Annotated in this window: 26 protein-coding genes and 1 pseudogene; 11 read left to right on the forward strand and 16 right to left on the reverse strand. The window is 71.5% G+C overall.

Annotated features, from left to right (window positions below):
- The first annotated feature begins 122 nt into the window (after positions 1 to 122).
- Positions 123 to 1,199, forward strand: coding sequence for a HoxN/HupN/NixA family nickel/cobalt transporter (locus tag ABZZ74_RS08610; RefSeq protein ID WP_356762869.1), 1,077 nt, complete (start codon positions 123 to 125; stop codon positions 1,197 to 1,199).
- A 12-nt stretch (positions 1,200 to 1,211) separates the two neighbouring features.
- Here ABZZ74_RS08610 and ABZZ74_RS08615 read toward each other — a convergent pair whose 3' ends face one another.
- The gene (locus ABZZ74_RS08615; RefSeq protein WP_356762555.1) at positions 1,212 to 2,171 is read right to left on the reverse strand and encodes a hypothetical protein; all 960 of its coding nucleotides are present in this window, start codon (positions 2,169 to 2,171) and stop codon (positions 1,212 to 1,214) included.
- Positions 2,172 to 2,193: 22 nt separating this feature from the next.
- Positions 2,194 to 3,666: an APC family permease gene (locus tag ABZZ74_RS08620; RefSeq protein WP_356762556.1), complete on the reverse strand. Its 1,473-nt coding sequence runs from the start codon at positions 3,664 to 3,666 to the stop codon at positions 2,194 to 2,196.
- A 335-nt stretch (positions 3,667 to 4,001) separates the two neighbouring features.
- On the opposite strand from ABZZ74_RS08620, the gene ABZZ74_RS08625 reads away from it, so the two are divergent.
- Positions 4,002 to 4,475 carry a DUF5709 domain-containing protein gene (locus ABZZ74_RS08625; protein WP_356762557.1) on the forward strand — a complete coding sequence of 158 codons (474 nt, stop codon included), beginning with the start codon at positions 4,002 to 4,004 and terminating at the stop codon, positions 4,473 to 4,475.
- 2 nt (positions 4,476 to 4,477) lie between these two features.
- Here ABZZ74_RS08625 and sthA read toward each other — a convergent pair whose 3' ends face one another.
- Complete coding sequence (gene sthA, locus ABZZ74_RS08630; protein WP_356762558.1) at positions 4,478 to 5,881, reverse strand: Si-specific NAD(P)(+) transhydrogenase; 1,404 nt, start codon at positions 5,879 to 5,881, stop codon at positions 4,478 to 4,480.
- A gap of 153 nt (positions 5,882 to 6,034) precedes the next feature.
- On the opposite strand from sthA, the gene ABZZ74_RS08635 reads away from it, so the two are divergent.
- Positions 6,035 to 7,165, forward strand: coding sequence for a sulfite oxidase (locus ABZZ74_RS08635; RefSeq protein WP_356762559.1), 1,131 nt, complete (start codon positions 6,035 to 6,037; stop codon positions 7,163 to 7,165).
- Here the strand turns inward: ABZZ74_RS08635 and ABZZ74_RS08640 are convergent.
- A complete protein-coding gene (locus ABZZ74_RS08640) occupies positions 7,162 to 7,368 on the reverse strand; it encodes a hypothetical protein (protein ID WP_133043748.1) in 207 nt (68 codons plus the stop codon). The genes ABZZ74_RS08635 and ABZZ74_RS08640 overlap by 4 nt on opposite strands.
- 166 nt (positions 7,369 to 7,534) lie before the next feature.
- Here ABZZ74_RS08640 and ABZZ74_RS08645 point away from each other — a divergent pair, with 166 nt between their 5' ends.
- A complete protein-coding gene (locus ABZZ74_RS08645; RefSeq protein ID WP_356762560.1) occupies positions 7,535 to 9,799 on the forward strand; it encodes an MMPL family transporter in 2,265 nt (754 codons plus the stop codon).
- Here ABZZ74_RS08645 and ABZZ74_RS08650 read toward each other — a convergent pair.
- On the reverse strand, positions 9,771 to 10,880 hold the full coding sequence (locus ABZZ74_RS08650) for a PP2C family protein-serine/threonine phosphatase (RefSeq protein ID WP_356762561.1): 1,110 nt from the start codon (positions 10,878 to 10,880) through the stop codon (positions 9,771 to 9,773). The genes ABZZ74_RS08645 and ABZZ74_RS08650 overlap by 29 nt on opposite strands.
- A 105-nt stretch (positions 10,881 to 10,985) precedes the next feature.
- On the opposite strand from ABZZ74_RS08650, the gene ABZZ74_RS08655 reads away from it, so the two are divergent.
- Positions 10,986 to 11,318 (forward strand): hypothetical protein, encoded by a 333-nt coding sequence (locus tag ABZZ74_RS08655; RefSeq protein WP_356762562.1) that lies wholly within the window; start codon positions 10,986 to 10,988, stop codon positions 11,316 to 11,318.
- Between the two features lie 7 nt (positions 11,319 to 11,325).
- Here ABZZ74_RS08655 and ABZZ74_RS08660 read toward each other — a convergent pair whose 3' ends face one another.
- Complete coding sequence (locus ABZZ74_RS08660; protein WP_356762563.1) at positions 11,326 to 12,219, reverse strand: Gfo/Idh/MocA family oxidoreductase; 894 nt, start codon at positions 12,217 to 12,219, stop codon at positions 11,326 to 11,328.
- 244 nt (positions 12,220 to 12,463) lie between these two features.
- Here ABZZ74_RS08660 and ABZZ74_RS08665 point away from each other — a divergent pair, with 244 nt between their 5' ends.
- Positions 12,464 to 13,321 (forward strand): aldo/keto reductase, encoded by an 858-nt coding sequence (locus ABZZ74_RS08665; protein ID WP_356762564.1) that lies wholly within the window; start codon positions 12,464 to 12,466, stop codon positions 13,319 to 13,321.
- Positions 13,322 to 13,338: 17 nt separating this feature from the next.
- On the opposite strand, the gene ABZZ74_RS08670 is transcribed toward ABZZ74_RS08665, so the two are convergent.
- On the reverse strand, positions 13,339 to 13,674 hold the full coding sequence (locus tag ABZZ74_RS08670; RefSeq protein ID WP_356762565.1) for a hypothetical protein: 336 nt from the start codon (positions 13,672 to 13,674) through the stop codon (positions 13,339 to 13,341).
- Between the two features lie 170 nt (positions 13,675 to 13,844).
- Between ABZZ74_RS08670 and ABZZ74_RS08675 the strand changes: the two genes are divergently transcribed.
- Positions 13,845 to 14,096 (forward strand): DUF5133 domain-containing protein, encoded by a 252-nt coding sequence (locus ABZZ74_RS08675; RefSeq protein WP_356762566.1) that lies wholly within the window; start codon positions 13,845 to 13,847, stop codon positions 14,094 to 14,096.
- 13 nt (positions 14,097 to 14,109) lie between these two features.
- On the opposite strand, the gene ABZZ74_RS08680 is transcribed toward ABZZ74_RS08675, so the two are convergent.
- On the reverse strand, positions 14,110 to 15,078 hold the full coding sequence (locus tag ABZZ74_RS08680; protein WP_356762567.1) for a helix-turn-helix domain-containing protein: 969 nt from the start codon (positions 15,076 to 15,078) through the stop codon (positions 14,110 to 14,112).
- 179 nt (positions 15,079 to 15,257) lie between these two features.
- On the opposite strand from ABZZ74_RS08680, the gene ABZZ74_RS08685 reads away from it, so the two are divergent.
- Both ABZZ74_RS08685 and ABZZ74_RS08690 read left to right on the forward strand, forming a co-directional pair.
- Positions 15,258 to 15,713 carry a DUF2269 family protein gene (locus ABZZ74_RS08685; protein WP_356762568.1) on the forward strand — a complete coding sequence of 152 codons (456 nt, stop codon included), beginning with the start codon at positions 15,258 to 15,260 and terminating at the stop codon, positions 15,711 to 15,713.
- A gap of 128 nt (positions 15,714 to 15,841) precedes the next feature.
- On the forward strand, positions 15,842 to 16,057 hold the full coding sequence (locus ABZZ74_RS08690; RefSeq protein ID WP_356762569.1) for a hypothetical protein: 216 nt from the start codon (positions 15,842 to 15,844) through the stop codon (positions 16,055 to 16,057).
- Positions 16,058 to 16,063: 6 nt separating this feature from the next.
- On the opposite strand, the gene tgmB is transcribed toward ABZZ74_RS08690, so the two are convergent.
- The 3 genes from tgmB to ABZZ74_RS08705 all read right to left on the reverse strand — a co-directional run bounded on the left by tgmB (position 16,064) and on the right by ABZZ74_RS08705 (position 17,668).
- Positions 16,064 to 17,038, reverse strand: a complete 975-nt coding sequence (tgmB, locus tag ABZZ74_RS08695) for an ATP-grasp ribosomal peptide maturase (RefSeq protein WP_356762570.1) — start codon at positions 17,036 to 17,038, stop codon at positions 16,064 to 16,066.
- Between the two features lie 17 nt (positions 17,039 to 17,055).
- A complete protein-coding gene (tgmA, locus tag ABZZ74_RS08700; protein ID WP_356762571.1) occupies positions 17,056 to 17,247 on the reverse strand; it encodes a putative ATP-grasp-modified RiPP in 192 nt (63 codons plus the stop codon).
- Positions 17,248 to 17,332: 85 nt separating this feature from the next.
- Positions 17,333 to 17,668: a YkvA family protein gene (locus ABZZ74_RS08705; RefSeq protein ID WP_165954831.1), complete on the reverse strand. Its 336-nt coding sequence runs from the start codon at positions 17,666 to 17,668 to the stop codon at positions 17,333 to 17,335.
- A gap of 224 nt (positions 17,669 to 17,892) precedes the next feature.
- On the opposite strand from ABZZ74_RS08705, the gene ABZZ74_RS08710 reads away from it, so the two are divergent.
- Positions 17,893 to 18,909: a hypothetical protein gene (locus ABZZ74_RS08710; RefSeq protein WP_356762572.1), complete on the forward strand. Its 1,017-nt coding sequence runs from the start codon at positions 17,893 to 17,895 to the stop codon at positions 18,907 to 18,909.
- 10 nt (positions 18,910 to 18,919) lie between these two features.
- Here ABZZ74_RS08710 and ABZZ74_RS08715 read toward each other — a convergent pair whose 3' ends face one another.
- From ABZZ74_RS08715 to ABZZ74_RS08735, 5 genes are all read right to left on the reverse strand, one after another.
- On the reverse strand, positions 18,920 to 21,013 hold the full coding sequence (locus ABZZ74_RS08715) for a xanthine dehydrogenase family protein molybdopterin-binding subunit (RefSeq protein ID WP_356762573.1): 2,094 nt from the start codon (positions 21,011 to 21,013) through the stop codon (positions 18,920 to 18,922).
- A 22-nt stretch (positions 21,014 to 21,035) separates the two neighbouring features.
- On the reverse strand, positions 21,036 to 22,019 hold the full coding sequence (locus ABZZ74_RS08720; RefSeq protein WP_356762574.1) for a xanthine dehydrogenase family protein subunit M: 984 nt from the start codon (positions 22,017 to 22,019) through the stop codon (positions 21,036 to 21,038).
- On the reverse strand, positions 22,016 to 22,564 hold the full coding sequence (locus tag ABZZ74_RS08725; RefSeq protein ID WP_356762575.1) for a 2Fe-2S iron-sulfur cluster-binding protein: 549 nt from the start codon (positions 22,562 to 22,564) through the stop codon (positions 22,016 to 22,018). Before ABZZ74_RS08725 ends, ABZZ74_RS08720 begins: the two co-directional genes overlap by 4 nt.
- Positions 22,565 to 22,657: 93 nt before the next feature.
- The gene (locus ABZZ74_RS08730; RefSeq protein ID WP_356762576.1) at positions 22,658 to 23,794 is read right to left on the reverse strand and encodes a hypothetical protein; all 1,137 of its coding nucleotides are present in this window, start codon (positions 23,792 to 23,794) and stop codon (positions 22,658 to 22,660) included.
- Positions 23,795 to 24,027: 233 nt separating this feature from the next.
- A complete protein-coding gene (locus ABZZ74_RS08735) occupies positions 24,028 to 24,519 on the reverse strand; it encodes a lamin tail domain-containing protein (protein WP_356762577.1) in 492 nt (163 codons plus the stop codon).
- A 194-nt stretch (positions 24,520 to 24,713) separates the two neighbouring features.
- On the opposite strand from ABZZ74_RS08735, the pseudogene ABZZ74_RS08740 reads away from it, so the two are divergent.
- Positions 24,714 to 24,902: pseudogene (locus ABZZ74_RS08740) on the forward strand (DNA-binding response regulator); the annotation flags it as partial.
- Between the last annotated feature and the right edge of the window lie 22 nt (positions 24,903 to 24,924).

Here is a 24,924-nt window from a genome sequence, read left to right on the forward strand (position 1 = left end):
GTCGCGCGCTTTACTGCACATGATTTGCAAGTACGGGAGGATGGCACAAGGTGGTTGATGGCAGCTGCCTTGGATCGAGAGAAGGAACGTCCCGTATGACCTGGCACCGCCTCCGCACCTCCATGACGCGGGACGAGTGGACCAGGGTCGGCGGGATGGCCGCCTTCGTCATCGCCCTGCACGTCATCGGCTGGTTCACGCTCGTCGGCATCGTGGCGCCCCAGCACTACAGCATCGGCGAGAAGTCCTTCGGCATCGGCATCGGCGTCACCGCCTACACGCTCGGCATGCGGCACGCCTTCGACGCCGACCACATCGCCGCGATCGACAACACCACCCGCAAGCTGATGGGGGAGGGCAAGCGGCCGCTGTCGGTCGGCTTCTGGTTCTCGCTCGGCCACTCCAGCGTCGTCTTCGTGCTGGCGCTGCTGCTCTCCCTCGGGGTGCGGGCGGTGGCGGGACCGGTCCGTGACGACAACTCCGAGCTGCACGACGTCACCGGCCTGATCGGCACGACCGTCTCCGGGACCTTCCTGTACGTCATCGCCGCCATCAACCTCGTCATCCTGGCCGGCATCTGGAAGGTCTTCCGGCAGATGCGCCACGGTCACTTCGACGAGGCCGCCCTGGAGGAGCAGCTCAACAACCGTGGCTTCATGAACCGGCTGCTGGGCCGCGTCATGAAGTCGATCACCAAGTCCTGGCAGATGTACCCGCTGGGCCTGCTCTTCGGGCTGGGCTTCGACACCGCCACCGAGATCGCCCTGCTGGTGCTGGCAGGCTCCGGGGCCGCCTCGGGCCTGCCCTGGTACGCGATCCTGTGCCTGCCCGTGCTGTTCGCCGCGGGCATGTCGCTGCTGGACACCATCGACGGCTCGTTCATGAACTTCGCCTACGGCTGGGCCTTCTCCAAGCCGGTCCGCAAGGTCTACTACAACCTCACCATCACCGGCCTGTCGGTCGCCGTCGCCCTGCTCATCGGCACCGTCGAACTCCTCGGCCTGCTCGCCGAGAAGCTGGACCTGCACGGCTTCTTCTGGGACTGGGTGGCCGGACTCGACCTCAACGTCGTCGGGTTCGTGATCGTCGGCCTGTTCTTCGCCACCTGGGTGGTGGCCCTGCTGGTGTGGAAGTTCGGCCGGATCGAGGAGAAGTGGACGGCGGGCCTGGCCCGGCCGGCCGAACAGCCCGCCGAGTAGCCCCGCCCGCCCTCAGCCGCGCACCCGCATCTCCTTGCGCCACTTGACGAACTGCAGCTCCGGATCACCGGTGTAGGACCAGGGGGTCCGGGTGGCCCGGGACCCCAGCATTCGCAGCACGGCACCGGCGACCTCCTTGTCGCCCGCGTGACAGGCCGCGTGCGCCAGGTAGTTGAGGTCGCGCAGTTCGCCGGGGGCGACCTCGTTGTCCGTGCGGCCGATGATCCAGCGCTGCCAGGTCCGGCGCACGTCGTTGACGGCGCCGTCGTGGCTCCAGTGCTGCCCCAGGCCCACGGCGCTCTGGCCGGCGTGGCCCGCGTCGAGGGCGTAGCGGTACTCCTCCACGCGCGCGTACTGCACCAGCACCGGCAGCGCGGAGCCCTGGGGTGCCACACCGGCCGCGTCGCGCGCGAAGTCGTACATCAGGCCGTGCGAGCCGTGCCAGCGCGCCGAGTAGTAGTGCAGGACCTGCAGATGGCCCTCCACGCTGTACGGGTCGCGCCGGTGCAACTCGTCCCACCAGCGCGCCAGTTCCTGCCGCCGCACCCCCGCCGGGTACAGCCGGGCCACCGAGATCAGCGAGATCCACGGCGTCGGATCGTCCAGATACGCCTCCGCCGCCTGCAGACACGCCGTCACCGCGGTGTCGATGCGGTGCTGGTCGATCGGCGCGCCCCGGCCCGCGGCGATCGCCAGGTTGAACGCCCTGGCCGTCTCCGTCGCCGCCCGCAGCACCAGCGCGTCGGCGCTGTACGGCTCGGCGGCCAGCCACGACTCCGCCGTCGAGGTGCTCGCACAGGCCTGGGCGAGCAGCCGGATGCGGTGGCCGCGGGCGAGCCAGTCCGCGCCGGTGACCCGCAGCAGGTCCCGCAGGCCCTGCCAGCGGCCGATGACGATGTCGTGGGTGGCATTGGTCAGGACGCCGTCCCCGCAGTCGGGGTCGAAGTCGGGGGCGAAACGGTCGCGCGCCATCGGGGGTCTCCCTCAGCAGTCCTCAGAAGTCGGTGGAGAGACCTTCGTGGGCACGGGAGTTCGCGGCGGCGTACGGGTCGAGGACGTACTCCGCCTCCACGGTGCGGGTGGCGTCCAGCCGGGCGGGGCGATAGTAGTCGCTGCCCTGTCTCCAGTACCAGAGCATCGGGACGAGGCCGACGGCGAGCCCGCCGATGCCGATCGAGATGGCCGCGGTGTCCAGTTCGCCCAGCGACTCGACGAAGATCCAGAACATGAACAGCGCGCCGAACAGCGGCCACAGCCCGCCCAGGAGGAAGTTGCCCAGGGACTTCGTCAGCATCTTGCGGTAGGCGACGACGACCGCGAGGCCTGCCAGGCCGTAGTAGACGGCGATCTGCAGACCGATCGCCGAGATCGCGTCGGCGAGGATGTCGCCCACCGAGCCCAGGGCGTTGGAGGCGATGAACATCGCCAGCGCCACCCCGCCGACCACGACGATCGCCACATGGGGCGTGTTCCAGGTGCGGTGCACCCGGCCGAGCGCGGGGGGCATCGTACGGTCGCGGCCCATGGCGAACAGGGAGCGCGTGACCTGGATGAGGGTGGTCTCCAGGGTGGCGATGGTCGACAGCATCACCGCCACGATCAGCAGCTTTCCGCCCAGGCCCGGCCAGATCTCCTCACCGAGCACGCCCAGCACGTTGGCGTCGTTGGCGTCGATCTGCTTCGAGGTGAGCATGACGTTGACCGCGATGGTGAACACCTCGAACAGCAGGAAGACGATGCCCACCCCGATCAGACCGGCGAGTCCGGTCGTACGACGGCTGTTGCGGGTCTCCTCGCTGAGGTTGCTGGTGACGTCCCAGCCCCAGTAGTAGAAGGCGGCGACCAGGGCGCCCGAGGCGAAGCCCGAGACGCCGTCGAAGTGGGAGAAGCCCAGCCAGGACCACTCGAAGGTGCGGACGTTGCCGGTGTGGAACAGCGCGAGCACGGCGAACAGCGCCAGGATCGCGATCTCGATGCCGGACATCACCAGTTGGGCGCGGACGGTGAGCCGGGCGCCGCCCAGCACCACGAGCAGCATCACGATGAACCAGGCCGCCCCGACCACCGTCGACAGCGCCGTGTTGCCGGCCAGCTTCGCGTCGAACAGGGACAGGGTCATGGAGCCGGCCGGCAGCGAGCCCGCCACCATGAAGATGGTCGCCGAGATCACCAGCGCCCAGCCGCTGATGAAGCCGAGAAAGGGGTGGAGGGTGCGGCCCACCCAGGAGTAGCTGGCGCCCGCGTTGACGTCGATGCGGCTGAGATAGCTGAAGGCCAGGGCGATGCCCAGCATGGGTATCGCGCAGTACAGCAGCGCCGCGGGGCTGGCCAGTCCCACGGCGCCGACGAGGACCGCGGTGGTGGCGGCGATCGAGTAGGCCGGGGCGCTGCCCGCGACGGCCATCACCACCGTGTCGAAGGTACCGAGGGCATTGGCCTGGAGCCCTCTGCCCCTGATGTTGCTCATGGTGCGCTGCTTTCCGTCGTGCACGACGCGAGGACGACCTGGCCCCGACGACGCTGGGGGGTGGGGGTGTGGCGAACTCACCTCCGGCCGAAGAGGGTTGGCCTCGGGCAGGAAGTGGGGGAAGGCGTGGAGGAATCCGCTCGGCGGATGCGTTGCCGGGCGGTCACAGCGTGTGTGCGAGTGATGATAGCCGCACTCATTGACGTTTCAAGATTGACCAGGGGGTAACCTCCTGGGCCGCCCGGGACCGAGGAGGTTGGACGGCGCGCAACGGGAAACGCGGATCGGGACACCGTACGGACGACGAACCGCCGCAAGGGCGCCAGGAGGTATCCATGGGCACCGACCCGATGGCCGACGACGTCTACCAGCCCACCGGGAGCAACGAGGAGCAGGAGGACGCGGCGCCGCTGGACCTGCAGGACGCCGTCGACGAGCGCGACTACGACGACACCCTCGACGAGGGCTACTCGCCGCCGGAGAAGCCGCTCGGCGTCACCCGGCACGGCACCACGGCCGCCGAACAGCACGACGGCGAGAGCCTCGACGAGCGGCTCGCCGAGGAGGTCCCCGACGTGACCGTGCCCCCGGGCGACGAGGTCGGCGACCTTCCCGGTGGCGAGGGCGAACCCGTCGACCCCGAGGCCGGCGCGGACCGCGCCGGACGCCTGGTCGCCCCGGACGAGGGTGCCCACGGCGACACCACGAAGGAGGAGGTCGCCTCGGACGTGGGCATCGACGGCGGTGCGGCCGGCGCCGAGGAGGCCGCCGTCCATGTCGTGGAGGACAGGGAACTGCCCGACCTGTGACGTCAGTCGCCGATGTGGTCGATCTGCCGCAGCTTGTTGGTGGCGTCGAGGGCGGCGACCTTGTAGGACTCCGCCAGGGTCGGGTAGTTGAACACCGCGTCGACCAGGTAGTCGACGGTGCCGCCGCAGCCCATCACGGTCTGCCCGATGTGGATCAGCTCGGTGGCACCGCTGCCGAAGCAGTGCACGCCCAGCAGCGTGCGGTCCTGGGGTGAGACCAGCAGCTTCAGCATGCCGTGGGAGTCGCCGATGATCTGGCCGCGGGCCAGTTCGCGGTAGCGGGAGATGCCGACCTCGAACGGCACGCTGTCCTCGGTGAGCTGGTCCTCGGTGGCGCCGACGAAGCTGATCTCGGGGATCGTGTAGATGCCGATGGGCTGCAGGTGGGACATCTGCCTGACCGGCTCGCCGAAGGCGTGGTAGGTCGCCGAGCGGCCCTGCTCCATCGAGGTCGCCGCCAGCGCCGGGAAGCCGATGACGTCGCCGACGGCGTAGATGTGCGGCACCTCGGTGCGGTAGTGCTCGTCGACGGTGATCCGGCCACGCCGGTCGGCCGTCAACCCGGCCTTGGCGAGGTCGAGTTCATCGGTCAGGCCCTGCCGGCCCGCCGAGTACATCACGGCGTCCGCGGGGATCTTCTTGCCGCTCTCCAGGATGGTCAGCGTGCCGCGCGCATGGCGTTCGACGGCGGCGACCGTCTCCCCGAAGCGGAAGGTCACCGCGAGGTCCCGCAGGTGGTACTTGAGCGACTCGATGATCTCGACGTCGCAGAAGTCGAGCATCCCGGGCCGCTTCTCCACCACCGTCACCTTGCTGCCGAGCGCGGCGAACATGGAGGCGTACTCCATGCCGATGACGCCGGCGCCGACGATGACCATGGAGCGCGGGACGCGTTCCAGTGCGAGGACGTTGTCGGAGTCCATGATCGTACGGCCGTCGAACTCGACGCTGTCCGGCCGGGCCGGCCGGGTGCCGGTGGCGATGACGATGTTCTCCGCGCTCAGCAGCCGTTCGTTGCCGGTGACCTCGCGCAGCGCGACGGTGTGCGGGTCGACGAAGCGGCCGGTGCCGGCGTACAGGGCCACCTGGTTGCGGGAGAGCTGGCTGCGGATGACGTCGACCTCGCGGTTGACCACGTGCTGGGTGCGCGCGGTCAGGTCGGCGACGGTGATGTCCTCCTTCAGCCGGTAGCTCTGGCCGTACAGATCCCGCTGGGTGAGGCCGGTCAGGTACAGCACCGCCTCGCGCAGGGTCTTGGAGGGAATGGTCCCGGTGTGGATGGAGACCCCGCCGACCATGTCGGGGCGGTCGACGACGGCGACCCGGCGGCCGAGCTTGGCCGCGGCGATGGCGGCCTTCTGGCCGCCCGGGCCGGATCCGATGACGAGCATGTCGAAGTCGGGCACCCTCGGAAGTCTGTCAGCACGAAGGCCCTCTTCGAAAGGGTGAACGGGCAACAGGGCGCCCGCTGATCGAATCGAACTCCCCTCGACCGGCGGCCGGTTGCCCGCCGTCGTGAACCAGGTGCCCGAGCGGCCACCCGGCGTGATAATGCGCCCATGGGTCATCGACTCGCCGACACGAGCACTCCCGCCCGGCTGGCCGCCCCCGACGAGGGCATCGGCCGCGACGAACTCGCGCTGGCCACCCGCAACCACGGCCTCCCGCTGGAGGCCCTGCGCTACGACGTCACCCCGCCCGGCCTGCACTACGTACTGACGCACTACGACATCCCGTACGTCCCCGACGGCACGCCCTGGCAGCTGACCGTCGCAGGCCGCGTCCGCCGTGAACTGCAGCTGAGCCTGGCCGATCTGCGCGCGTTCCCCCAGGTCACCACCCGGGTGACGCTGGAGTGCGCGGGCAACGGACGGGCCCTGCTCACACCCCGCCCGGTCAGCCAGCCCTGGCTCGTCGAGGCCGTCGGCACCGCCGAGTGGACGGGCGTGCCGCTGCGCCTGGTCCTCGCCGAGGCCGGTGTCGAGGCGGACGCCGTCGACGTGCTGTTCACCGGCGCCGACCACGGCGTGGAACGCGGAGTCGAACAGGACTACCAGCGCTCCCTCCCCATGGACGTGGCCACGGGCACCGAGCCCGAGGTGCTGCTGGCGTACGCGATGAACGGGGCCCCGCTGCCGCCGCAGCACGGACATCCGCTGCGGCTGGTCGTGCCGGGCTGGTACGGCATGGCGCATGTGAAGTGGCTGCGCCAAGTCGACGTCCTGGACGAGCCGTTCACCGGCTTCCAGCAGAGCGTCGCCTACCGGCTGCGGCAGGAGTCCGGTGAGGAGGGCGAGCCCGTCACCCGGATCGAACCACGCGCCCTGCTCCTGCCGCCCGGCTTCCCGGACTTCATGTCACGGGCCCGGGTGGTACGGCCCGGACCGGTGACGTTGGAAGGGCGAGCCTGGTCGGGACGGGCGCCCGTCACGCGCGTCGAGGTCAGCACCGACGCCGGGCACACCTGGCGCGAGGCCGAACTGGAGCCCGACGGCGGCCGCCGCTGGGCATGGCGCCGCTGGCACCTCGACTGGACGGCCACACCCGGCGAGCACGAACTGACGGCCCGGGCCGCCGACGCCGAGGGCCGCACCCAGCCGCTGACGCAGCCCTGGAACCGCGGCGGCTTCGCCGTCAACCTGGTCCAGCGGGTACCGGTGCTGTGCCTCGAAGCGGACAGTGGCGATTAGGGCAGCAGCTTCTCCAGGGCGACGGGGCCCTCCGTCTCCAGCTTGCGCCTGGCCCATTCCAGGCTGTGCGGGGTGATGTCCCTGCCCGTGGCAAGGACGAGATCCTCCGGGGACACCTCGGTGCCGGTGCTGGTGTGGAGCAGGGCGTCCGGGGTGCAGCGGTCCTCGGACGGCCCGGACGCATCGGGCTGTGACATCTCCATCAGTGCTCCTCGGGTCCGGAACGCTTCTGTAAATACCATTCAATGCCCGAGCCTGCGCCGCACCCGGAGGGGCGGGCATCGGCCGTCCCGGCGGAGATGCCGACGTGATCCAACGGGCGTCTAATGGGGAGGACGAGCGACCCTGCCGCGGGAGAGGGCCAGTGCTATGTCACATACCACCGGCACCAGCACAGGGGGGAAGAGCACCAGCCGCGGTGGTCTCCTGCGACGCCTGGGAGAGTGGTGCGCCCACCACTTCGTGATCGTCATCGTCGCCTGGCTGGTCGCCATCGTGGCGCTGCAGGTCCTCAACCGCTCCTTCGGCGGCGACTACTCCGACAACTTCTCCCTGCCCGGAACGCAGTCCCAGAAGGGCCTGGAGGTACTGAAGAAGCACGACCCGGCGGCCGGCGGTTACAGCAGCCAGATCGTCATGCACGACGGCCAGAAGTCGCTGACCTCGCTCAGCTCCCAGATGTCCACCACCGTCGGGGACCTGCAGAAGCTCCCGCACGTGCTGTCCGCCCAGAACCCGCTGTCCGTACAGGCCTCCAAGGTCGGACCCCTGTCCTCCGACGGGAAGACGGCCTACATCACGGTCCGCTTCAACGTCCAGCCCTCCACCCTGGGCGACGGCTATCTGCACGGCGTCGACACGGCGGTCCAGCCGCTGCGGTCGGCCGGCGCCCAGGTCGAGTACGGCGGACCGCTGGGCGAACTCGCCCGGCCCGCCGCCGACGACCGGGTCAGCGAGCTGATCGGCTTCGGCGTCGCCATCGTCGTCCTGCTGATCGGCTTCGGCAGCATCATCGCCGCCGGTATGCCGCTGCTGACGGCCCTGGTCAGCGTGGTCGGCGGACTGGCGATCCTCGGACTGTTCGCCGCCGCGTTCACCTTCGCCACCGTCTCCCCGACCCTGGCCACGATGATCGGTCTCGGCGTCGGCATCGACTACGCCCTGTTCCAGATCACCCGGCACCGCCAGAACCTCATGAACGGCGCCGATCCGGTGCACTCCGCCGGTCACGCCACCGCCACCAGCGGCCGGGCCGTCCTTGTCTCCGGCTGTACCGTGATCATCGCGCTGACCGGTCTCTACGCCTCCGGCGTGAGCTTCATCGGCAAGCTCGGTCTCGCCGCCGCGATGACGGTCGTCTCGGCGGTCATCGGCGCGCTGACCCTCGTACCGGCACTGCTGGGGCTCGTCGGCAGACGCATCGACCGCTACCACGTCCGCCGTCCCGTCGCAGAGACGAACGCCGAGCCGGGGGCCGAGCCGCAGGGCACCTGGCACCGCTACGCCCAGCGCGTGGAGCACCGGCCCTGGCAGTTCCTCGCGGCCGGAGTCGTGACCGTCGTCGTCCTCGCCATCCCGGTGTTCTCCATCCAGCTCGGCCACATCGGCGACGGCGCCGACCCCACCTCCTTCACCGACCGGCGCGCCTTCGACCTGATGACCGACGCCTTCGGGCCCGGCTCCAACGGCCCCCTGACCGTCGTCATCGACCAGACCACCGTTCCCTCCTCCCAGCGCTCCTCCCTGTCCGACCAGGCACAGAAGGCCCTCAACGGGGTCGCGGGCGCCTCCACCGTCACCCCGCTGAAACCCACCCAGGACGGGGATGTCCTGATCGGCACGGTCTACTCGAAGGACTCCCCGCAGAACGCCACCACCACGGACCTGAGCAACCGGCTGGTCCACCACACCCTCCCGGACGCGGTCTCCGGTACGAGCGCCCAGGGATACGTCACCGGCACCACCGCGGCCCAGGTGGACTTCCGTGACATCGTCGCGAGCCGGCTGCCCCTGATCATCGGTGTCGTGGTCGGCCTCGCCTTCCTGATCATCCTCGCCGTCTTCCGCGGGCTGCTCGTCGCCGTCAAGGCGGCCGTCCTCAACGTCCTGTCCATCGGGGCCTCGTACGGTGTCGTGGTCGCCGTCTTCCAGTGGGGCTGGGGCGGGCCCGCGCTGGGGGTGAACGGGAAGGTGCCCATCGAGAGCTATGTGCCGATGATGATGTTCGCCATCATCTTCGGCCTGAGCATGGACTACGAGATCTTCCTGCTCTCCCGCGTCCACGAGGCCTGGCTGCGCACCGGGGACGCCAAGGCCTCGGTCGCGCACGCCCTGGAGATCACCGCCCGGGTCATCACCTGCGCCGCACTGATCATGGTGAGCGTGTTCGCGGCCTTCATCGTCAGCGACAACATCGTGGTCAAGATGCTCGGACTCGGCCTCGCGGTGAGCGTGCTGATCGACGCGACGGTGGTACGGCTGCTGATGGTGCCCGCCGTGATGACGCTGCTGGGCCCGCGCGCCTGGTGGACACCGCGCTGGCTGGACCGGGTGCTGCCGCACATCGACGCCGAGGGAGACCACGAGGAGAGCGTCCAGGAGGACGTCAGCGAGCGTCCGGTGACGCGGAGGTGAGCACGAGCATCGTCACGTCGTCGACGACGTCGGGGCAGTACCGTACGAGGTCGCCCCAGACCCGGTCGGCCAGCAGGGCCGGGTCGCCGTCGGCGAGGGCGGCGAGGCGGTCGGGCAGCGGGTAGAAGGTGCCCGAGGTGTCACGGGCCTCGCTCACCCCGTCCGAGGCGAGGAACAGGGTGTGGCCCGGCTCCAGCCGCAGCGCCGGCCCGGCGGACGGACCGGTGTCGGCCAGACCGAGCCCGAGCGGCGTCCACGCGGTCAGCTCGACCTCGCTGACGTGACCGCCGCGCAGCAGCAGCGGCGCCGGATGCCCGCAGGACACCAGGCGCACGGACCGGGCGTCGGGCGAGAACTCCACCAGGACGGCCGTCGCGAACAGCTCCGCATAGCGGGAGGACGCCGAGTCGACCGCCAGCCTGCGGTCCAGCCGGGCGGCGACCGACTCCAGGTCCGGCTGGTCCAGCACCGCCTCCCGGAAGGCGCCCAGCAGTGAGGCGACCGTGGCGACCGCCGACAGCCCGTGCCCCTGGACGTCGCCCAGCACGGCCCGGACGCCGTACGGCCCCTCCCGCACGTCGAAGAAGTCGCCGCCCACCAGCGTCCCGCGCTGGGCGGCCCGGTACAGGCCCACGCAGTGGACGTGGCCGACCCGCTCGGGCAGCGGCGGCACGACCGCCCGCTGCGCGGCCTCGGCCACGGTCCGTTCCAGGTCCAGCTGGGCGTCGCGGTGACTGCGCACATACGACACGAACACGCTCAGCACCGCCACGAAGGCGATGGTCAACAGGTCGGTGTTGCCGGGCCGGTTGAGCTGGAAGGCGGGGACGTTGAGCACGACGACCACGCCGGCGCCCAGGAGCGCGGTCGCCCAGGGACCGTACGACAGGACGGCCAGCGGCGGGATCGCGCCCAGCAGGAAACCGATGTCGAGCCGGTTCGGGCTCACCAGCGTCGCCACGCACACGCCCGCGATCAGCGCGACCGGCAGCGCCTTCACCCACCACGGCGGCGGCGCACCCCGCAGCCAGCTCCGCCGGGCCTGGTCCCGGTGCGGCCACAGCACGATCGTTCTTCCCACACCACCACGCTCCTACGCCGGGGCGCGCCCCGCATGCCGACCACGCCCTGTCAGTGCCGACTGGCATGCTGGCCGCAGACCTGATCAACGTGGTGGGGAGGCGCGATGGGCTGGGCGGGAGGAGTCTGGCGGGTGGGCAGCGAGGCGGGCCCGGTGGGGGAGATCCTGATCGACGACGCGGACTTCCCCTGGCTGTCCGGCCGCTTCACAGCAGGCGAGGCGTACGACGCCGTCAGAGACCTGTTCCTCCGCGAACTCGCCCTCGCCGAACAGGACGACGACTGGGAGGAGTGGGAAGCGGCGTACGACGAGATCCGACGCCGCGTGTCCCTGTCCTCACCGGACGGCCCGGTCCCCGAGTTCCTGCTGCACATCGAGAACGACCGGGCCTGGTTCCGCTGGAGCGACGAGCCCTTCGAGGACGTCCACCGGACGTGACGGGGTGTCAGTCCGCTGTGCGGTCCAGCGACGCCTCCGCCTCCGTCAGGATCTCCGTGACGCGCAGGGCGAAGGCCGCGTCGCAGGGATGCGGGCGTCCGGTCGCGGCGGCGTCGATCAGGGCGTCCGCGGCGTGGAGGAGGGCGGTGACGGCTCCCTCGGTGCTGTCCGGCAGCACGGCCACCCCCGTCTCGCCGCGCAGCTCGACCGTCGCGCCCGCCGCCGCGGACGGCGCCGACAGGCTGAGGGTGAGCGTGCTGGACGCCCCGCCCGCGTGATCGAGGACGAGGTGGACCGTGTCGCCGGGACCGGGCGCGGCCGCGGCCACCCGACGGGCGTCGCCCAGGACCGGCAACAGCACGGACAGCGCGTGCGGCCCCACGTCCCACAGCGCGCCCTTCTCCTGCCGCCATGGCGAGTCGGCGAACGGACTGCTGCTGTCGCTGCCGAACAGCGACCCCAGCCACGCCGCCCGACCGGTGAACCAGCCCCCGGCAGCGGCCTGTTCGGTGATCCACGCCTCCGTGTCCGTGACGAAGCGGCTGGTGAAGAAGACCACCGACGCCACCCCGGCCTCCCGCACGGCGTCGACCACGGCCCGCCCCTGCTCCACCGTCGTCGCCAGCGGCTTGTCCAGCAGCAGATGCCGCCCCGCCCGCGCGGCCCGCACCGCGAGCTCCGCCTGCACCGCCGGCGGCAGCGCCACGGCGACCGCCTCCACGTCCACCAGCAACGCGTCCACGTCGTCGTACGCCCGCGTGCCGTACCGATCGGCCAGTGCCTTGGCCGCCTCAGGGCGCCGGCCCCACACGCCGACGAAGTCCAGCCCCGAGTGCTCGCTCAGGGCGGGGGCGTGAGCCATCTCCGCCCAGGGGCCGGTACCGAGCAGTCCGATCCGCATGCCGCCACCTCTCCACAACACCGCTGTACGGCAGCGAGCCTCGCACACCGACCGGACCGTCGCACGAGGCGGTCGCCGGTGCCGCGCGATTCAGCGGACCCGCTGCTGAATGCGTTCGCTTTCCTCTATTGGACCTTCGGCCCCGGCCGGGTCAGGCTGGAGGACGGTCCGACACCGTCGTGGTCCATGTCCGACGGGCCGGACGTCATCCGGTCCCGCGACAGCCGAGAGAGGTCACCAGCCCATGCACACCCGCCGCATCGGGGACGTCGACGTCAGCGCGATCGGACTGGGCGGGATGCCCATGTCCATCGAGGGGCGACCGGACGAGGCGCGCTCCCTGGCCACCATCCACGCCGCCCTCGACGCCGGCGTCACCCTCATCGACACCGCCGACGCCTACCACCGTGACGCCCACGAGGTCGGCCACAACGAGACCCTCATCGCCAAGGCCCTCGCCTCCCACGACCGCGGCAAGGACGTCCTGGTCGCCACCAAGGGCGGCCATCTGCGCCCCGGCGACGGCAGCTGGACCCTCGACGGCAGCCCCCGTCACCTGAAGGAGGCCTGCGAGGCGTCCCTGCGCCGTCTCGGCGTCGAGGCGATCGGGCTCTACCAGTTCCACCGCCCCGACCCGAAGGTGCCCTACGCCGAGTCCGTCGGCGCCGTGCGGGACCTGCTCGACGAGGGCAAGATCCGGATGGCCGGCATCTCCAACGCCAACCCCGACCAGATCCGGCAGGCGAACGACATCCTCGGCGGGCGCCTGGTCTCCGTGCAGAACCAGTTCTCCCCGGCCTTCCGCTCCAGCGAGCCCGAACTCGACCTCTGCGACGAACTCGGCATCGCCTTCCTGCCCTGGAGCCCGCTCGGCGGCATCTCCCGGGCGAGTGAACTGGGCTCCACCTACGCGCCGTTCGCCCGCATCGCCGAGGCCCACGGGGTGAGCCCGCAGCAGGTGTGCCTGGCCTGGATGCTCGCCAAGTCCCCGGTGGTCGTGCCCATCCCCGGCTCCAGCCGCCCGGAGACGATCCGCGACTCCCTCGCCGCCACCGACCTCGAACTCAGCACCGAGGAACTCGCCCAGCTCGACGCCGTCTGACCCCGGTCCGCTACCGGTCAGGCGGCGCTGCTGCGCGGGATCCGGTGCGGGCAGCCGTCGTCGTGGTCGGTCCCGAGGCTCGTCCACCACCGCTCGCAGCAGGCCGCGTACAGCTCCTCCCGGACGAACTGGTCGGCCGCCGAGCGCACCGGCCGACGCGGCCCGCTGCCCGCTGCCAGCAGATCGCGGATCAGTGTCTCGCGCACGACGGCGATGACCGGGACCACGCTCGCGGCCGCGAACAGGAACGCCACCCAGAGCGGGCCATGAGCGAGGTCGAGCACCGCCGTCGCGGCGAGCCCGCCGGTGGTGACGAGATAGAGGGCGCAGAGGAGGCGGCCGGATCGGTTCATGATGGTCACCGTTCGTGCAGGGATGGTTGCACTCTGTTCAACGCGTGGGAGGGCGTGAGGGAATCGGGTCGAGCGACGGTATTGCGTCAATTCCGGGCGCCGTGGAGGAAGACGGGAATGGTCCGGCCCTGTCCGGGAATACGAGGCGAAAATCGAGAGAGGGGCGCTTCGTGCTCGTTCCGGACCCGAAGGTCGTCAGAACGTTGCTCACCACGTACGCATCGCTGCGCATCGCGCAGGCGGAGCGGGACCGGCCGCACACGGCGCGCGCGTTGGCGGAGGTCAGCCGCGAACTGTGCGACACGATGGGAACCACGGACCTGCACGAGGCGATCGCCCGGGCCGACGCCCTGTTGCGTGCCGCGCGGGGGATGACCCGTGGGCAGTGGCGCGGCGAGGACGGCGTGAAGTCCGCCGCCTGACCGGCCGTCGGTTTCAGGCCCGTACGGCGGCCATGGCCGCGCCACCCTGGAAGGAGCCGCGATAGGCCTGCGGGGTGGTGCCGACCACGCGGCGGAACCGCTCCCGGAACGCCGTCGGGGACCCGAACCCCGCCTGGCGCGCGATCCGTTCGACGGGATGGTCGCTGTTCTCCAGCAGGTACTGTGCCCGGCGCACCCGGGCGCGCAGCAGCCACTGCAGTGGGGTCGTGCCGGTCTGCTCACGGAAGCGGCGGCTGAAGGTCCGTTCGCTCATGCCGGAACGGGCCGCCATCGCGCCGAGGGTGATCTCGCCGCCCAGGTTGTCCTCGATCCACTCCAGCACCGGCTCCAGGGTCGAGCCGCGCGGTACGGGTGGCTGCTCGTGCACGATGAACTGGGCCTGGCCGCCTTCGCGTTCGAGGGGCATGACGGACATGCGGGCGGCGTCGGCGGCGACGGCCGAGCCAAGGTCGGTACGGATCATGTGCAGGCACATGTCCAGGGAGGCGGCGGCGCCGGCCGAGGTGAGGATGCGGCCGTTGTCGACGTAGAGCACGTCCGGGTCCACCGTGATCCGTGGGTATCGCCGGGCCAGTTGGGCGGCGGCCACCCAGTGCGTGGTGGCGCGCAGGCCGTCCAGCAGTCCCGCCTCCGCGAGGACGAAGGCGCCGGAGCAGACGGAGGCGATCCGGGCGCCGGCCCGGGCCGCCCGGCGCAGGGCGTCGAGGGCCTGGGGCGAGGGCGCTCCGGCCGCCTCCGAGCATCCCGGCACGATCACGGTGTCGGCGTCGGCCACCGCTTCGAGGCCCTGGTCGACCCGGATGGTGAAGCCGTCCGTCCTGACCTCGGGTGATTCCGCGCACACCCGCAGCCGGTAGGGCCGGCGTCCGTCGGGCAGCCGGGTGCGGCCGAACACCTCCAGGGGTGCCGCCATGTCGAACGGCACCACATGGTCCAGAACCAGGATCGCCACTGTGTGCATGGCGCCACGATAGGCGGATTCCTGCCAGTGCCGTCAGCTGGGTCTCCGTGCAAAGCCACAGGTGAGGTCATTGGCGGGAATCCGTTGGAAGCTGTCGTTTCAGCCCCTGTTCCGGTCGTCTCGAAGATCCCTAGCGTGAGCCGCGCTCGACTGATCGATCGCGTTGCGGAAGGCTCCCCATGACCAAGCTCCTGCTCACCCTCCATGTCCTGGCGGCCATCGTGGCCGTGGGCCCCGTCACCGTCGCGGCGAGCATGTTCCCGGCCGCGGCCCGCCGGGCCGGTGAGGAGGAGTCCGCGGTCGGCACCCTGCGGCTGCTGCACCGGATCTGCCGGCTCTATTCGGCTGTCGGCGCGGTGGTTCCGGCCTTCGGTTTCGCGACCGCGGCGGCGATGGGGGTGCTGGGCAGCGGTTGGCTGATCGCGTCCATCACGCTGACGGCCGTGGCCGCCGGCCTCCTGATCGCCTTCGTCCTGCCCCGTCAGGACGAGATCCTCGGCCAACTGGACGGCGGGCAGACGGTGGAGCGGTCGGGCACCGTCCGACTCGCCATGTTCACCGGCCTGTTCAACCTGTTGTGGGCGACCGTCACCGTTCTGATGATCGTGCGTCCCGGATCCACCACAGGGGCCTGACCGGTCGCTCACACCGCCCTTCCGAGCGTCAAGCGCTCTTGGTGAATTCACACCCTGGTATGCGGGGGCGCATACACTCGTCAGCTGTGCCCAAGTGATGGGCCACCACACGAAAGGCGCGTTGACGGGTGTTCCAGGATTCCCCCATCTACGACCGACTCGTCGCCGAACGCGGCGACGTCCCCACTCAGACCCGCCGAGAGGCCGAGCGCGTCAGCCGGGAACTGGAGTACGTCATGCGACCGCTGCAGTCCTTCGGTGCCGGCCCGACCCCCGACCGCCAGGCCTCCCCGGGTACCGGGTGGCAGCGGACCGCGCTGCTGCCCGGCACGCTGCCCCACTGACCGTACTCAACGCACCGTGCTGCTCGCCCCGTTGACCTGGGACGACGGCTCGGTGCCGGGGCTCGCCAGCCAGTCCGCGACAGCCCGCGCGATGGGCTGGCCGGTCTCGATCTCGATGAAGCCGAACTGTCCGGACTGGTTGCACTCCAGGAACCACCACGTCCCGTCCGCGTCCTCGGCGAAGTCGAAGGCTCCGTAGGCCAGTTCGGCGGCGCGCAGATAGGCGCTGACGGCGGTGGCGATGCGCGGCGGCACCTCGGTGGCCTGCCACGGGACGTCCGGAGCGGCGAACCGCACGTCGACCTCGTCGGCTTCGTCGGCCGTCTTGCGGGCCGCCAGCATCCGCTCACCGACCACGGTCAGCCGGATGTCGGCGCGTTTGGCCACGCGTCGCTGCAGCAGGGTGGGGCCGAAGGCGACGGCGGAGAAGTCCGTGTCCGGTGCGACCCGGCTGGTCGGCACCGCCCGAGGGGGGTCCTGCGGATGCGCCCCGGAGACCGGTTTGACCACCAGGTCCGGATACCGCTCGGCGAACTCCCGCGCCGCCTGCGGGAACGATGTGATCAATGTCGCGGGGACCGGCAGCCCGCAGCGCTGGGCGAGCCGCAGCTGCCAGGGCTTGTGGCGGGCGCGCCGGGCCGCGTCGGGGTGGTTCATCCAGCGGGCGTCGCTGCCGCGCAGCATGCCGTACAGGGCCTGCGAGGACTCCTCGGTGAGCCAGTCCGAGGGTTCGGGCGCCCGGGTGGCGGGGGTGCCCGGCCTGCGGACCCAGATGGAGCGCAGGCCGGAGATGCTCACCAGGCGCCCCGCGGACTGCAGATGCCCGCGGAAGGCGCCGTGGACGTACTCGCCGGACAGTGCGACGGCACCCGGCAGGTCGGCCGGGTCGAGACGGACCACAGGGACCCCGGAGGCGTTGAGGTGGACGACCACCATGTCGGCCGTCACATCCTCTTCACAGGTCAGGATCAGTACGGTCATTGTGGGCGGTTCCGCGTTCAGTCGTCGAAGTGAGTCTTGGAGCCCGCGGTCGACGTCGTGGTCGCCAGTTCTCTGAGCAGTGCCGAGTCACCGGCGGCGATCCGGCCGTCCATGGTTACGTTCAACTGCAGTCCGGTGTCGTAGACATACGGAGTCGTGGCCTCCAACTCCACCGCCGGACGTGCGTAGTTGAGCGCGAACGGTTGCATCGTGTCTCCCTCGTCGGTCTGCGCCGACCAAGCGCTGCGCCCCCCTCGGGCGCCGTTTGGTCCGCCGACTGCCTTGCCCTTCCAGTCACTTATACGAATCGAACGAGTGATTGGTTTCCTTACTCTGCGTAATCGTGGGGATTTTGTGCCCATACGCCCCACGCAGAGGTCCCCGAAGGCTGTGCAGTGCGAGAAGAAGAACGCCGATGTCGTCCAGGTAGACCGGATCGGGCAGCAGGTCCGTCGGCAGTACGAAGTACAGGACGGCGCCCCAGAAGACCCAGCGCGGCCCGGTCGGCAGACCGGCCCGGCGCAGATCGCGCCGGGTGCGTACCAGCCGCACCAGAACGACTACGGCCGCAGCGAGCAGGAGTGCCGCCAGGACTGCGGCGACGACGATCACCGTTGTGGTCGTATCCACGGACCTTCCTCCGTCCGGCGTGCCGAACGGCGCGCCCTTCTTCACGGATTCCCCCATCCGCCGCCGGTACGTCCACAGGCTTGCGACAGGGGGCTCATACCGGTGGCGCACGCCGAGTGGCTCCGCGTGCCCATAGCGCTTAGTAATGGCAAGGTAACGTCACGTGCATCGCGTCGCGGGGCGGCGAGAGCTGCCGCACTCCCACCTCTCCCCTGGAGCAGAAAGTGAGCATCCGCTCTTCATCACCCCAACCCGACGACACCTCCATAGCCGCGCCGGTCAGCGCCCTGGTGCACGCGGCGCTCGCCGACCGTCCGCTGGAGGAGGTGGCCGGCCTGATCACGCTTTTGGAGCAGTCTCCGCAGTACGCGCGGGCCACGGTCGACGCGCTGCGCGCGGTCGGCACGGACCGGTCCGTGGAGGACGTGACCCGACTCGTGTCGCTGCTGACCCGGCCGCCGCGCGACGCCGACTGCGCGGACGAGGCGATCCGCGCCGCCGCCGAGAGCCGCCCCGTGGAGGACGTGACCCGGCTGATGGCCCTGCTGCACCAGGCCCCGCTGGAGGCCCACTGCGGTCAGGAGGCCGCCCGGGCCGCCGCCGCGCGGCCCGTGGAGGAACTCGTGGAGCTCATCGGCCGCCTCAGCGAGGAACGGGACGCACACGCCGACCGGTTGACGGCGGAGGCTCAGCAACAGCCGCACGGCGTCCCGGCCATGCCTGAGGAGCCCGAGCCCGAGCCCGAATCCGACGCCCAGGCCGCCGCCCAAGTCGACCTCACACCCCGCATACTCCCGCGTACGCCGAACCACCGCCCCGTACAGCACTCGTGGCTCGGCGTCCTCGCCGCCGCCGTCCTCCTCCTGTGCGGGATGCTCTGGTTCCCGCTCCACCGCGACGGCGCGCCCCCGCAGCCGTACGGCCTCACGCTCGGCGCGTCGGCACTGTGCACCCTCCTGGCCGTACTGCTGACCCTGCGGCCCACGCTCCCCGCCTTCGCGGTCGCCGCCGTGGTGCCGTCGGTGCTCGCGGCGGGCCAGCTGTACGAGGGGCGGTTCCACTCGGAACCGCTGTCAAGGGCGCTCGACCTGACGCTCGCACCGAGCTGGATCGCCGGCGTCGCCGCCGTGTGCGCGGCACTCGCCGCGCTGACGGGCGTGCTCGTAGGGCTGGCGGCACAGCAGCCGAAGGCCGCGGCGCCGCCGCGCCCGCCGGCCGCCGCCCGCCGCATCCCGGACTGATCCCGGGGCGTCAGACCGAGGTCAGGGCGGTCAGCACCCGGTCCGGGGTGAGCGGCAGCTCGCGCAGACGGACGCCGGTGGCGTGGTGGACGGCGTTGCCGATCGCGGCCGCCGTGCCGACGATGCCGATCTCGCCGATGCCCTTGCTGCCCATGGGGTTGAGATGCGGATCGTCCTCGTCGATCCAGTGCGCCTCGACCTCCGGCACGTCGGCGTGCGCCGGCACGTGGTAGGAGGCCAGGTCGGACTCGGTGAAGTCGCCGAACGCGGCGTCCATGGTGCTTCCCTCGGTCAGCGCCATGCCCAGGCCCATGGTCATGCCGCCGATGAACTGGGAGCGCGCGGTACGGGCGTTGAGGATGTGCCCGGCGGCGTAGACGCCCAGCAGCCGCCGTACCCGCGTCTCACCGGTCACCGTGTCGACGGCCACCTCGGCGAAGTGGGCGCCGAAGGCGTGGCGCGCCCACGGGCTGTCGGAGTCGGCCTCTCCCGCCGTGTCGGCGCGGGTCTCGACCCCCTCGGCGGGCAGCGGACCCGTGCGCTCGGCCAGACGCGCCGTCAGCCGGACGCAAGCCTCGTGGACCGCCCAGCCCCAGGAGGCCGTGCCGGACGAACCGCCCGCCAGCGAGGCCGACGGCAGATCGCTGCGGCCCACCTCCGTACGCACCCGTTCCAGCGGCACCCCGAGGGCGTCGGCAGCGACCTGCGCGAGGACCGTACGCGCGCCCGTGCCGATGTCCGTGGCGTTGACCCGGACCAGGAACGTCCCGTCGGGCAGCGCTCGCGCCGCCGCGGTCGACGGCCAGACGTTGACGGGATACATGGCCGCAGCCACCCCCGTCCCGATCAGCACAGCGCCGTCGCGCCGGGTCCGCGGCCGTGGATCGCGCCGGGACCAGTCGAAGCGGCGCGCGCCCTCGCGCAGGCACTCCACGAGATGCCGGCTGCTGAACGGCTTGCCGCTGTCGGGCTCCGTCTCCGGCTCGTTGAGGATCCGCAACTCGACGGGATCCATGTCGAGTTCGCAGGCCAGCTCGTCCATGGCGGACTCCAGCGCGTACATGCCGGGCGCCTCGCCGGGCGCCCGCATCCACGACGGCGTGGGCACGTCCAGGGCCGCCACCCGGTGGACGGTACGGCTGTGGGGCGCGGCGTACATGACCCGGGCGGGTACGGCGGCCTGCTCCACGAACTCCTTGACGCGGGAGGTGTGGGTGGTGACCTCGTGGACCAGGCACGTCAGACGGCCGTCGGCTCCGGCGCCGAGCCGGATCCGGTGCAGGGTCGGCGCCCGGTGCCCGACCACCGCCGGCAGCTGACGGCGGGGCAGGGCGAGGGTGACGGGCCGGCCGGTGTGCCGGGCCGCCATCGCGGCCAGCACCACGTCGGCACGAGGGGTGCCCTTGGAGCCGAAGCCGCCGCCGACGTGCTCGGCGACGACGACGATCCGCTCCTCGGGCAGGCCGAAGAGCTCGGCGAGCGTGGCCCGTACCGCTGTCGAGCCCTGGCTGGAGGTGTGCGCGAGGAGCCGTTCGCCGTCCCAGTGCGCGGTGCTCGTGTGCGGTTCCATGGGGTGGTTGTGCAGCGGCGGAACGCGGTAACGGGTGTCCACGCGCACGGCCGCCGTGCCGAAGGCACCGTCGGGATCCCCGCGTCGAGTGCTGCCGGGATATCCGGCGTTGGCCTTCTCGGGGGCGTACGCCGCCGGGTGGTCCTCGGCGAGGGAGACGTCGTGCTCCTCGACGTCGTAGGAGACCCGCACCGCCGAGGCACCCGCCCGTGCGTCCTCCAGTGTCTCGGCGACGACCAGGGCCACGAACCAACCCCGGTGCGGAACGCGGGGGTTCTGCAGCACGGCGAGCGTGGGGTCGTCGGGCTCGGCCAGGCGGGGCGCGTTCTCGGGCGTGAGCACGGCCAGGACCCCGGGCTGCCGCAGCGCGGCCGAGGCGTCGACGGCGGTCACCGTGCCGCGTGGGACCGTGGCCGGCACCGGCCAGGCGTACGCCCGGCCGTCCGGCACGTGTTCGGCGGCGTAGCGGGCACTGCCGGTGATCTTCTGCAGACCTTCCCGGCGCTCGGCGGGGGCGCCCAGGGCGGCGGCCATGTGGTCCTCCTCGGCTGACGGTTCACATCCCGGCGAGCCGGGTCAGGACGTCCACGGCGAGGCCGCGGGCAAGCGGCACCTTGTAGGCGTTGTCCCGCAGCGGCCGGGCGGCGGACAGTTCCAGGTCGACGGCGTGTTCGAACGCGGCCGGGGTGGGCGCGGCACCGAGCAGCGCCTCCTCGGCCGCCTGCGCCCGCCAGGGCCGGTGGGCCAGCGCCCCGAAGGCGAGACCGGCGTGGGCGACGACACCGTCCGCGATCCGCAGCACCCCGGCTACGGAGGCCAGGGCGAAGGCGTACGAGGCCCGGTCGCGCGCCTTGCGGTACAGCGACGGCAGCCCCGCCGTGACCGGCGGCAGCACCACGGCCGTGACCAGCTCGTCGGGCCGGATCACCGTGTCCCGCTCCGGATGGTCGCCCGGCAGCCGGTGGAACTCGTCGGCAGCGACGTCACGGGCGCCCGCGGGGCCGTACAGCTCGATCCGCGCGTCGAGGGCCGCCAGGGCCACCGCCATGTCCGAGGGGTGGGTGGCGATGCACTGCTCGGAGTGTCCGAGCACCGCGTGGTCGCGGTGAACGCCCTCGCGCGCGCCGCAACCGCTGCCCGGCGCACGCTTGTTGCACGGTTTCGAGACGTCCTGGAAGTAGGGGCAGCGGGTGCGCTGCAGCAGGTTGCCGCCGGTGGTGGCCACGTTCCGCAGCTGGCCCGAGGCACCCGCGAGCAGTGCCTGGGAGAGGGCGGGGTACCGGTCGCGCACGGCGGGATGCCCCGCGAGGTCGCTGTTGCGGACCGTGGCTCCGACGCGCAGCGAGCCGTCGGGCAGCTCCTCCACCGTGTCCAGGGGCAGCCGGCTGACGTCGACCAGGGTGGTGGCCTCCTCGACGCCGAGCTTCATCAGGTCGACGAGGTTGGTGCCACCGCCCAGAGGGCGGGCGCCGGGCAGGGAGGCGAGGGCGGCACAGGCGTCCTCGACGCCGGTGGCGCGGACGTAGGCGAAGGGCCTCACGGGATCACGTCCTCGACCGCCTCGACGATGCGCGGGTAGGCCCCGCAGCGGCACAGGTTCCCGCTGAGTCGCTCCCGGATCTCGGCCCGGTCCAGGGGCACCGGCCGCCCCGAGGGCGTGTCCGGGCCGGTGACGTGGGAGGGATGGCCTGCGGCGGCCTCGGCGATCGCTCCCAGGGCGGAGCAGATCTGGCCGGGTGTGCAGTACCCGCACTGGAAGGCGTCCCGGTCCAGGAAGGCCTGCTGCAGCGGGTGAAGGCGCTCCGCGTCGCCGGTCAGCCCCTCGACGGTCGTGACCTCGCGGCCGTCCAGGGACACCGCGAGCAGCAGACAGCTGTTGACGCGCCGCCCGTCCACCAGCACCGTGCACGCACCGCACTGCCCGTGGTCGCAGCCCTTCTTGGCGCCGAACAGGCCCAGGTCCTCGCGCAGCAGGTCCAGCAGGACCCGTCGGTGGTCGACGGTGAGCGTGTGCGGCTTGCCGTTGACCCGCAGGGTCGTGTCGGAGCGGTGACGGTCGCTGTGCGGGTGCTGACTGCTGTCCATGGCGGGGCCCTTCCGGACGGGCTGATGTGCCGTCCCCACCGCGTATCCAGCCTGCGCCAGCTGACACGTCCGCCACGCGCGGCGACGGGCGTCTCAGTCCTCGGGCGTGTCCCCGTCCTGCTTGCCGTCGGTTTCGGGGCGCCGGGTGCGGGCCGAGCCCTTGAGGCGCTCCAGAGTCCGGGTCAGCTGCTGGAACGGGGAGGCGGCAGGCGCGGCGGGCTGCTGCTGCGGCGGGGCGGGCGCACCGGTGTCGGCCTCGCGGTAGGCGGTCAGCGCCTCGTGCGCGCGCTCGGCGGCCTCCCGGTACAGGTCCCGGGACTTCGTCATCGCCTCCAGGGCCTCGGCGTACATCGCCACCAGCCTGCGCTCCCGGGCCAGCTCCTCCTCGAGGGTCATCAGCTGCCAGTCGTCCCGCAGCGCCGCCACGGCCTCCTCGGCGCCGTCCGGCAGCGGCAGGGGCAGCGCCACGAAACGCGTGAGGGCGTCGACCAGCTCGGCCGGCCGTGAACCGTCGAGGAAGACGGTCCGTACCGCGAAGTCGTCCCCGTCGAAGCCGTCCGGCGCCGGATGGGTGGGCAGCAGCACGGCGCCGCCGCGCGGAACCTGTACGTCGAACTCGCGCAGCGCCCTGTTGACGATGCGCAGCTGGTCCGGGGCCGCGCGGTGCTCCAGGACGCGGTCGCGCAGAGCGGGCGGCAGCAGCGGACCGAGCGGCCCGCTGCCGCGCTCGTCCGGCGTCATCGCCTCGTGCACCACGAGGTTGACGCACCAGCCGCCGCGCACCGACGCGCGCAGCAGCCGCCGGATGTCCTTGTCCTCCGTGGGCAGCCGGTTCACCCCGCGCAGGCGCAGTCCCGTTCCGGGCTCGTGGTCCCAGGCGGCATCGGCGTCGTCGGGCCAGAACATGGTTGCCGGAGACGGCCACTCCTGGTCCCAGGCGCGCTCCGCCTCCGCCGCCAGCACCCACTCCTGCGCGTCGTCGGCAAGGGGACGGAGGGTCAGCCGCGCCCGCACCGTCACCGTCGCGGCGACGGTCCAGCGCACCTCGAAGACCTGCTCCAGGACGCCCTCGGCACCGGGCAGCTCGTGCTCGTCGTCGAGGACCTCGCCGACCCGCAGGCGTTTCAGGGTCCGGCGCACGACGTCCGGCGCGTCGGTGCCGGTGTAGCGGCCGCGGGCCAGCCACAGGGTGGGGGACGGGGTGGGGCGGGCGGTCGGTGGGATGCGCATGGGGTCCATCTGCAGACGGGGCACGTGTATGTACCAGTATCGTCCGCGGGCGGCTGCGGAGATCACGCGGGGTGGGCGCACGGGATGCGCGCGGCGCACTCGGGGTGCGCGCGACACGCTCCAGGACACACCGCTTCACACGTGTCCCGCGTTCGGCGCGCCCGCCACAATGGCGCCCGCGAACGGGGCCCGCCCACCATCCGCTTAGGGGCGGGTCCTGTTCGCACCCGGGCTCACCCGTGGAACGTGATGTACCCGTTGCCGTCCGGGTCGTTGCCGCTCTTGGTGTACGCGTGCGAGTCGGCGCCCGCGCCGGACGGCTTGTACACGTAGATCGTGTCCTTGTCGTTGTTCCAGATGAAGTTGCAGTTCTGGCGGTAGACGACGTTCTTTGCGTCGGAGTCGGTGCCGTGGCCGCCGCGCAGCTTCACGTAGTCACCGGGCTGCAGATAGTGGTTCTTGGAGAAGGTGAACCGGTTGCCGGCCTTGTCCTTGACCACGTACCCCTTGAGGTTCACCGTCGTGTGGGACGAGTAGTTCTTGATCGTCAGATACTCGTCCTTGGTGTTCCCGGTCGCGCAGTTGTTGGAGTCCCGGCCGGGCGCGTCGTACTGAACGCCCTTGATCTTCAGCGCGGACGAGTACTCGGTGGCGTGGGCCGGGACGGCGGCCAGCACGGCGAGTGCGCCGGCGGTGGTGGCGGCGGCGAAGAAACGTATACGCATGGAGCAATGACCCCCCGATGTGGATTTTCGGTGAAGAGTCTGGAGCGTATACAACTCGGGGCTTTCGAGGGCCGTCTTCGCTCAAATGTGGTGTCCACCAGCAACAGGGCGTCCACACCGCCGAGATGCCCGGTCAGCGCCGCCGGCGCGGGAGAATGCCGAGGGACCGTAATCGACGAGCACGGGTACGAGGCGCCGTGCGCGTGGTCGCGGCCGGCGACTGCCTGCTCGCGCCCACGGTGACCCGGCGCCTGGTCGCGGACGTCGTCCCGCGCCGCCGGGAGGAGTCCGCCGCCTCGGCCACCCCGCAGCACCTGGAGATCCTGACCGCCCGCGAGGTGGAGGCCCTGCGGCTGCTGGCCCGCGGTCTGTCCAACGCCGAACCGGGAGCCCCGACGGATTGCG

Origin of the sequence: Streptomyces sp. NPDC006476, from assembly GCF_040612015.1 — a bacterium.
Classification (GTDB): domain Bacteria; phylum Actinomycetota; class Actinomycetes; order Streptomycetales; family Streptomycetaceae; genus Streptomyces; species Streptomyces griseorubiginosus_B.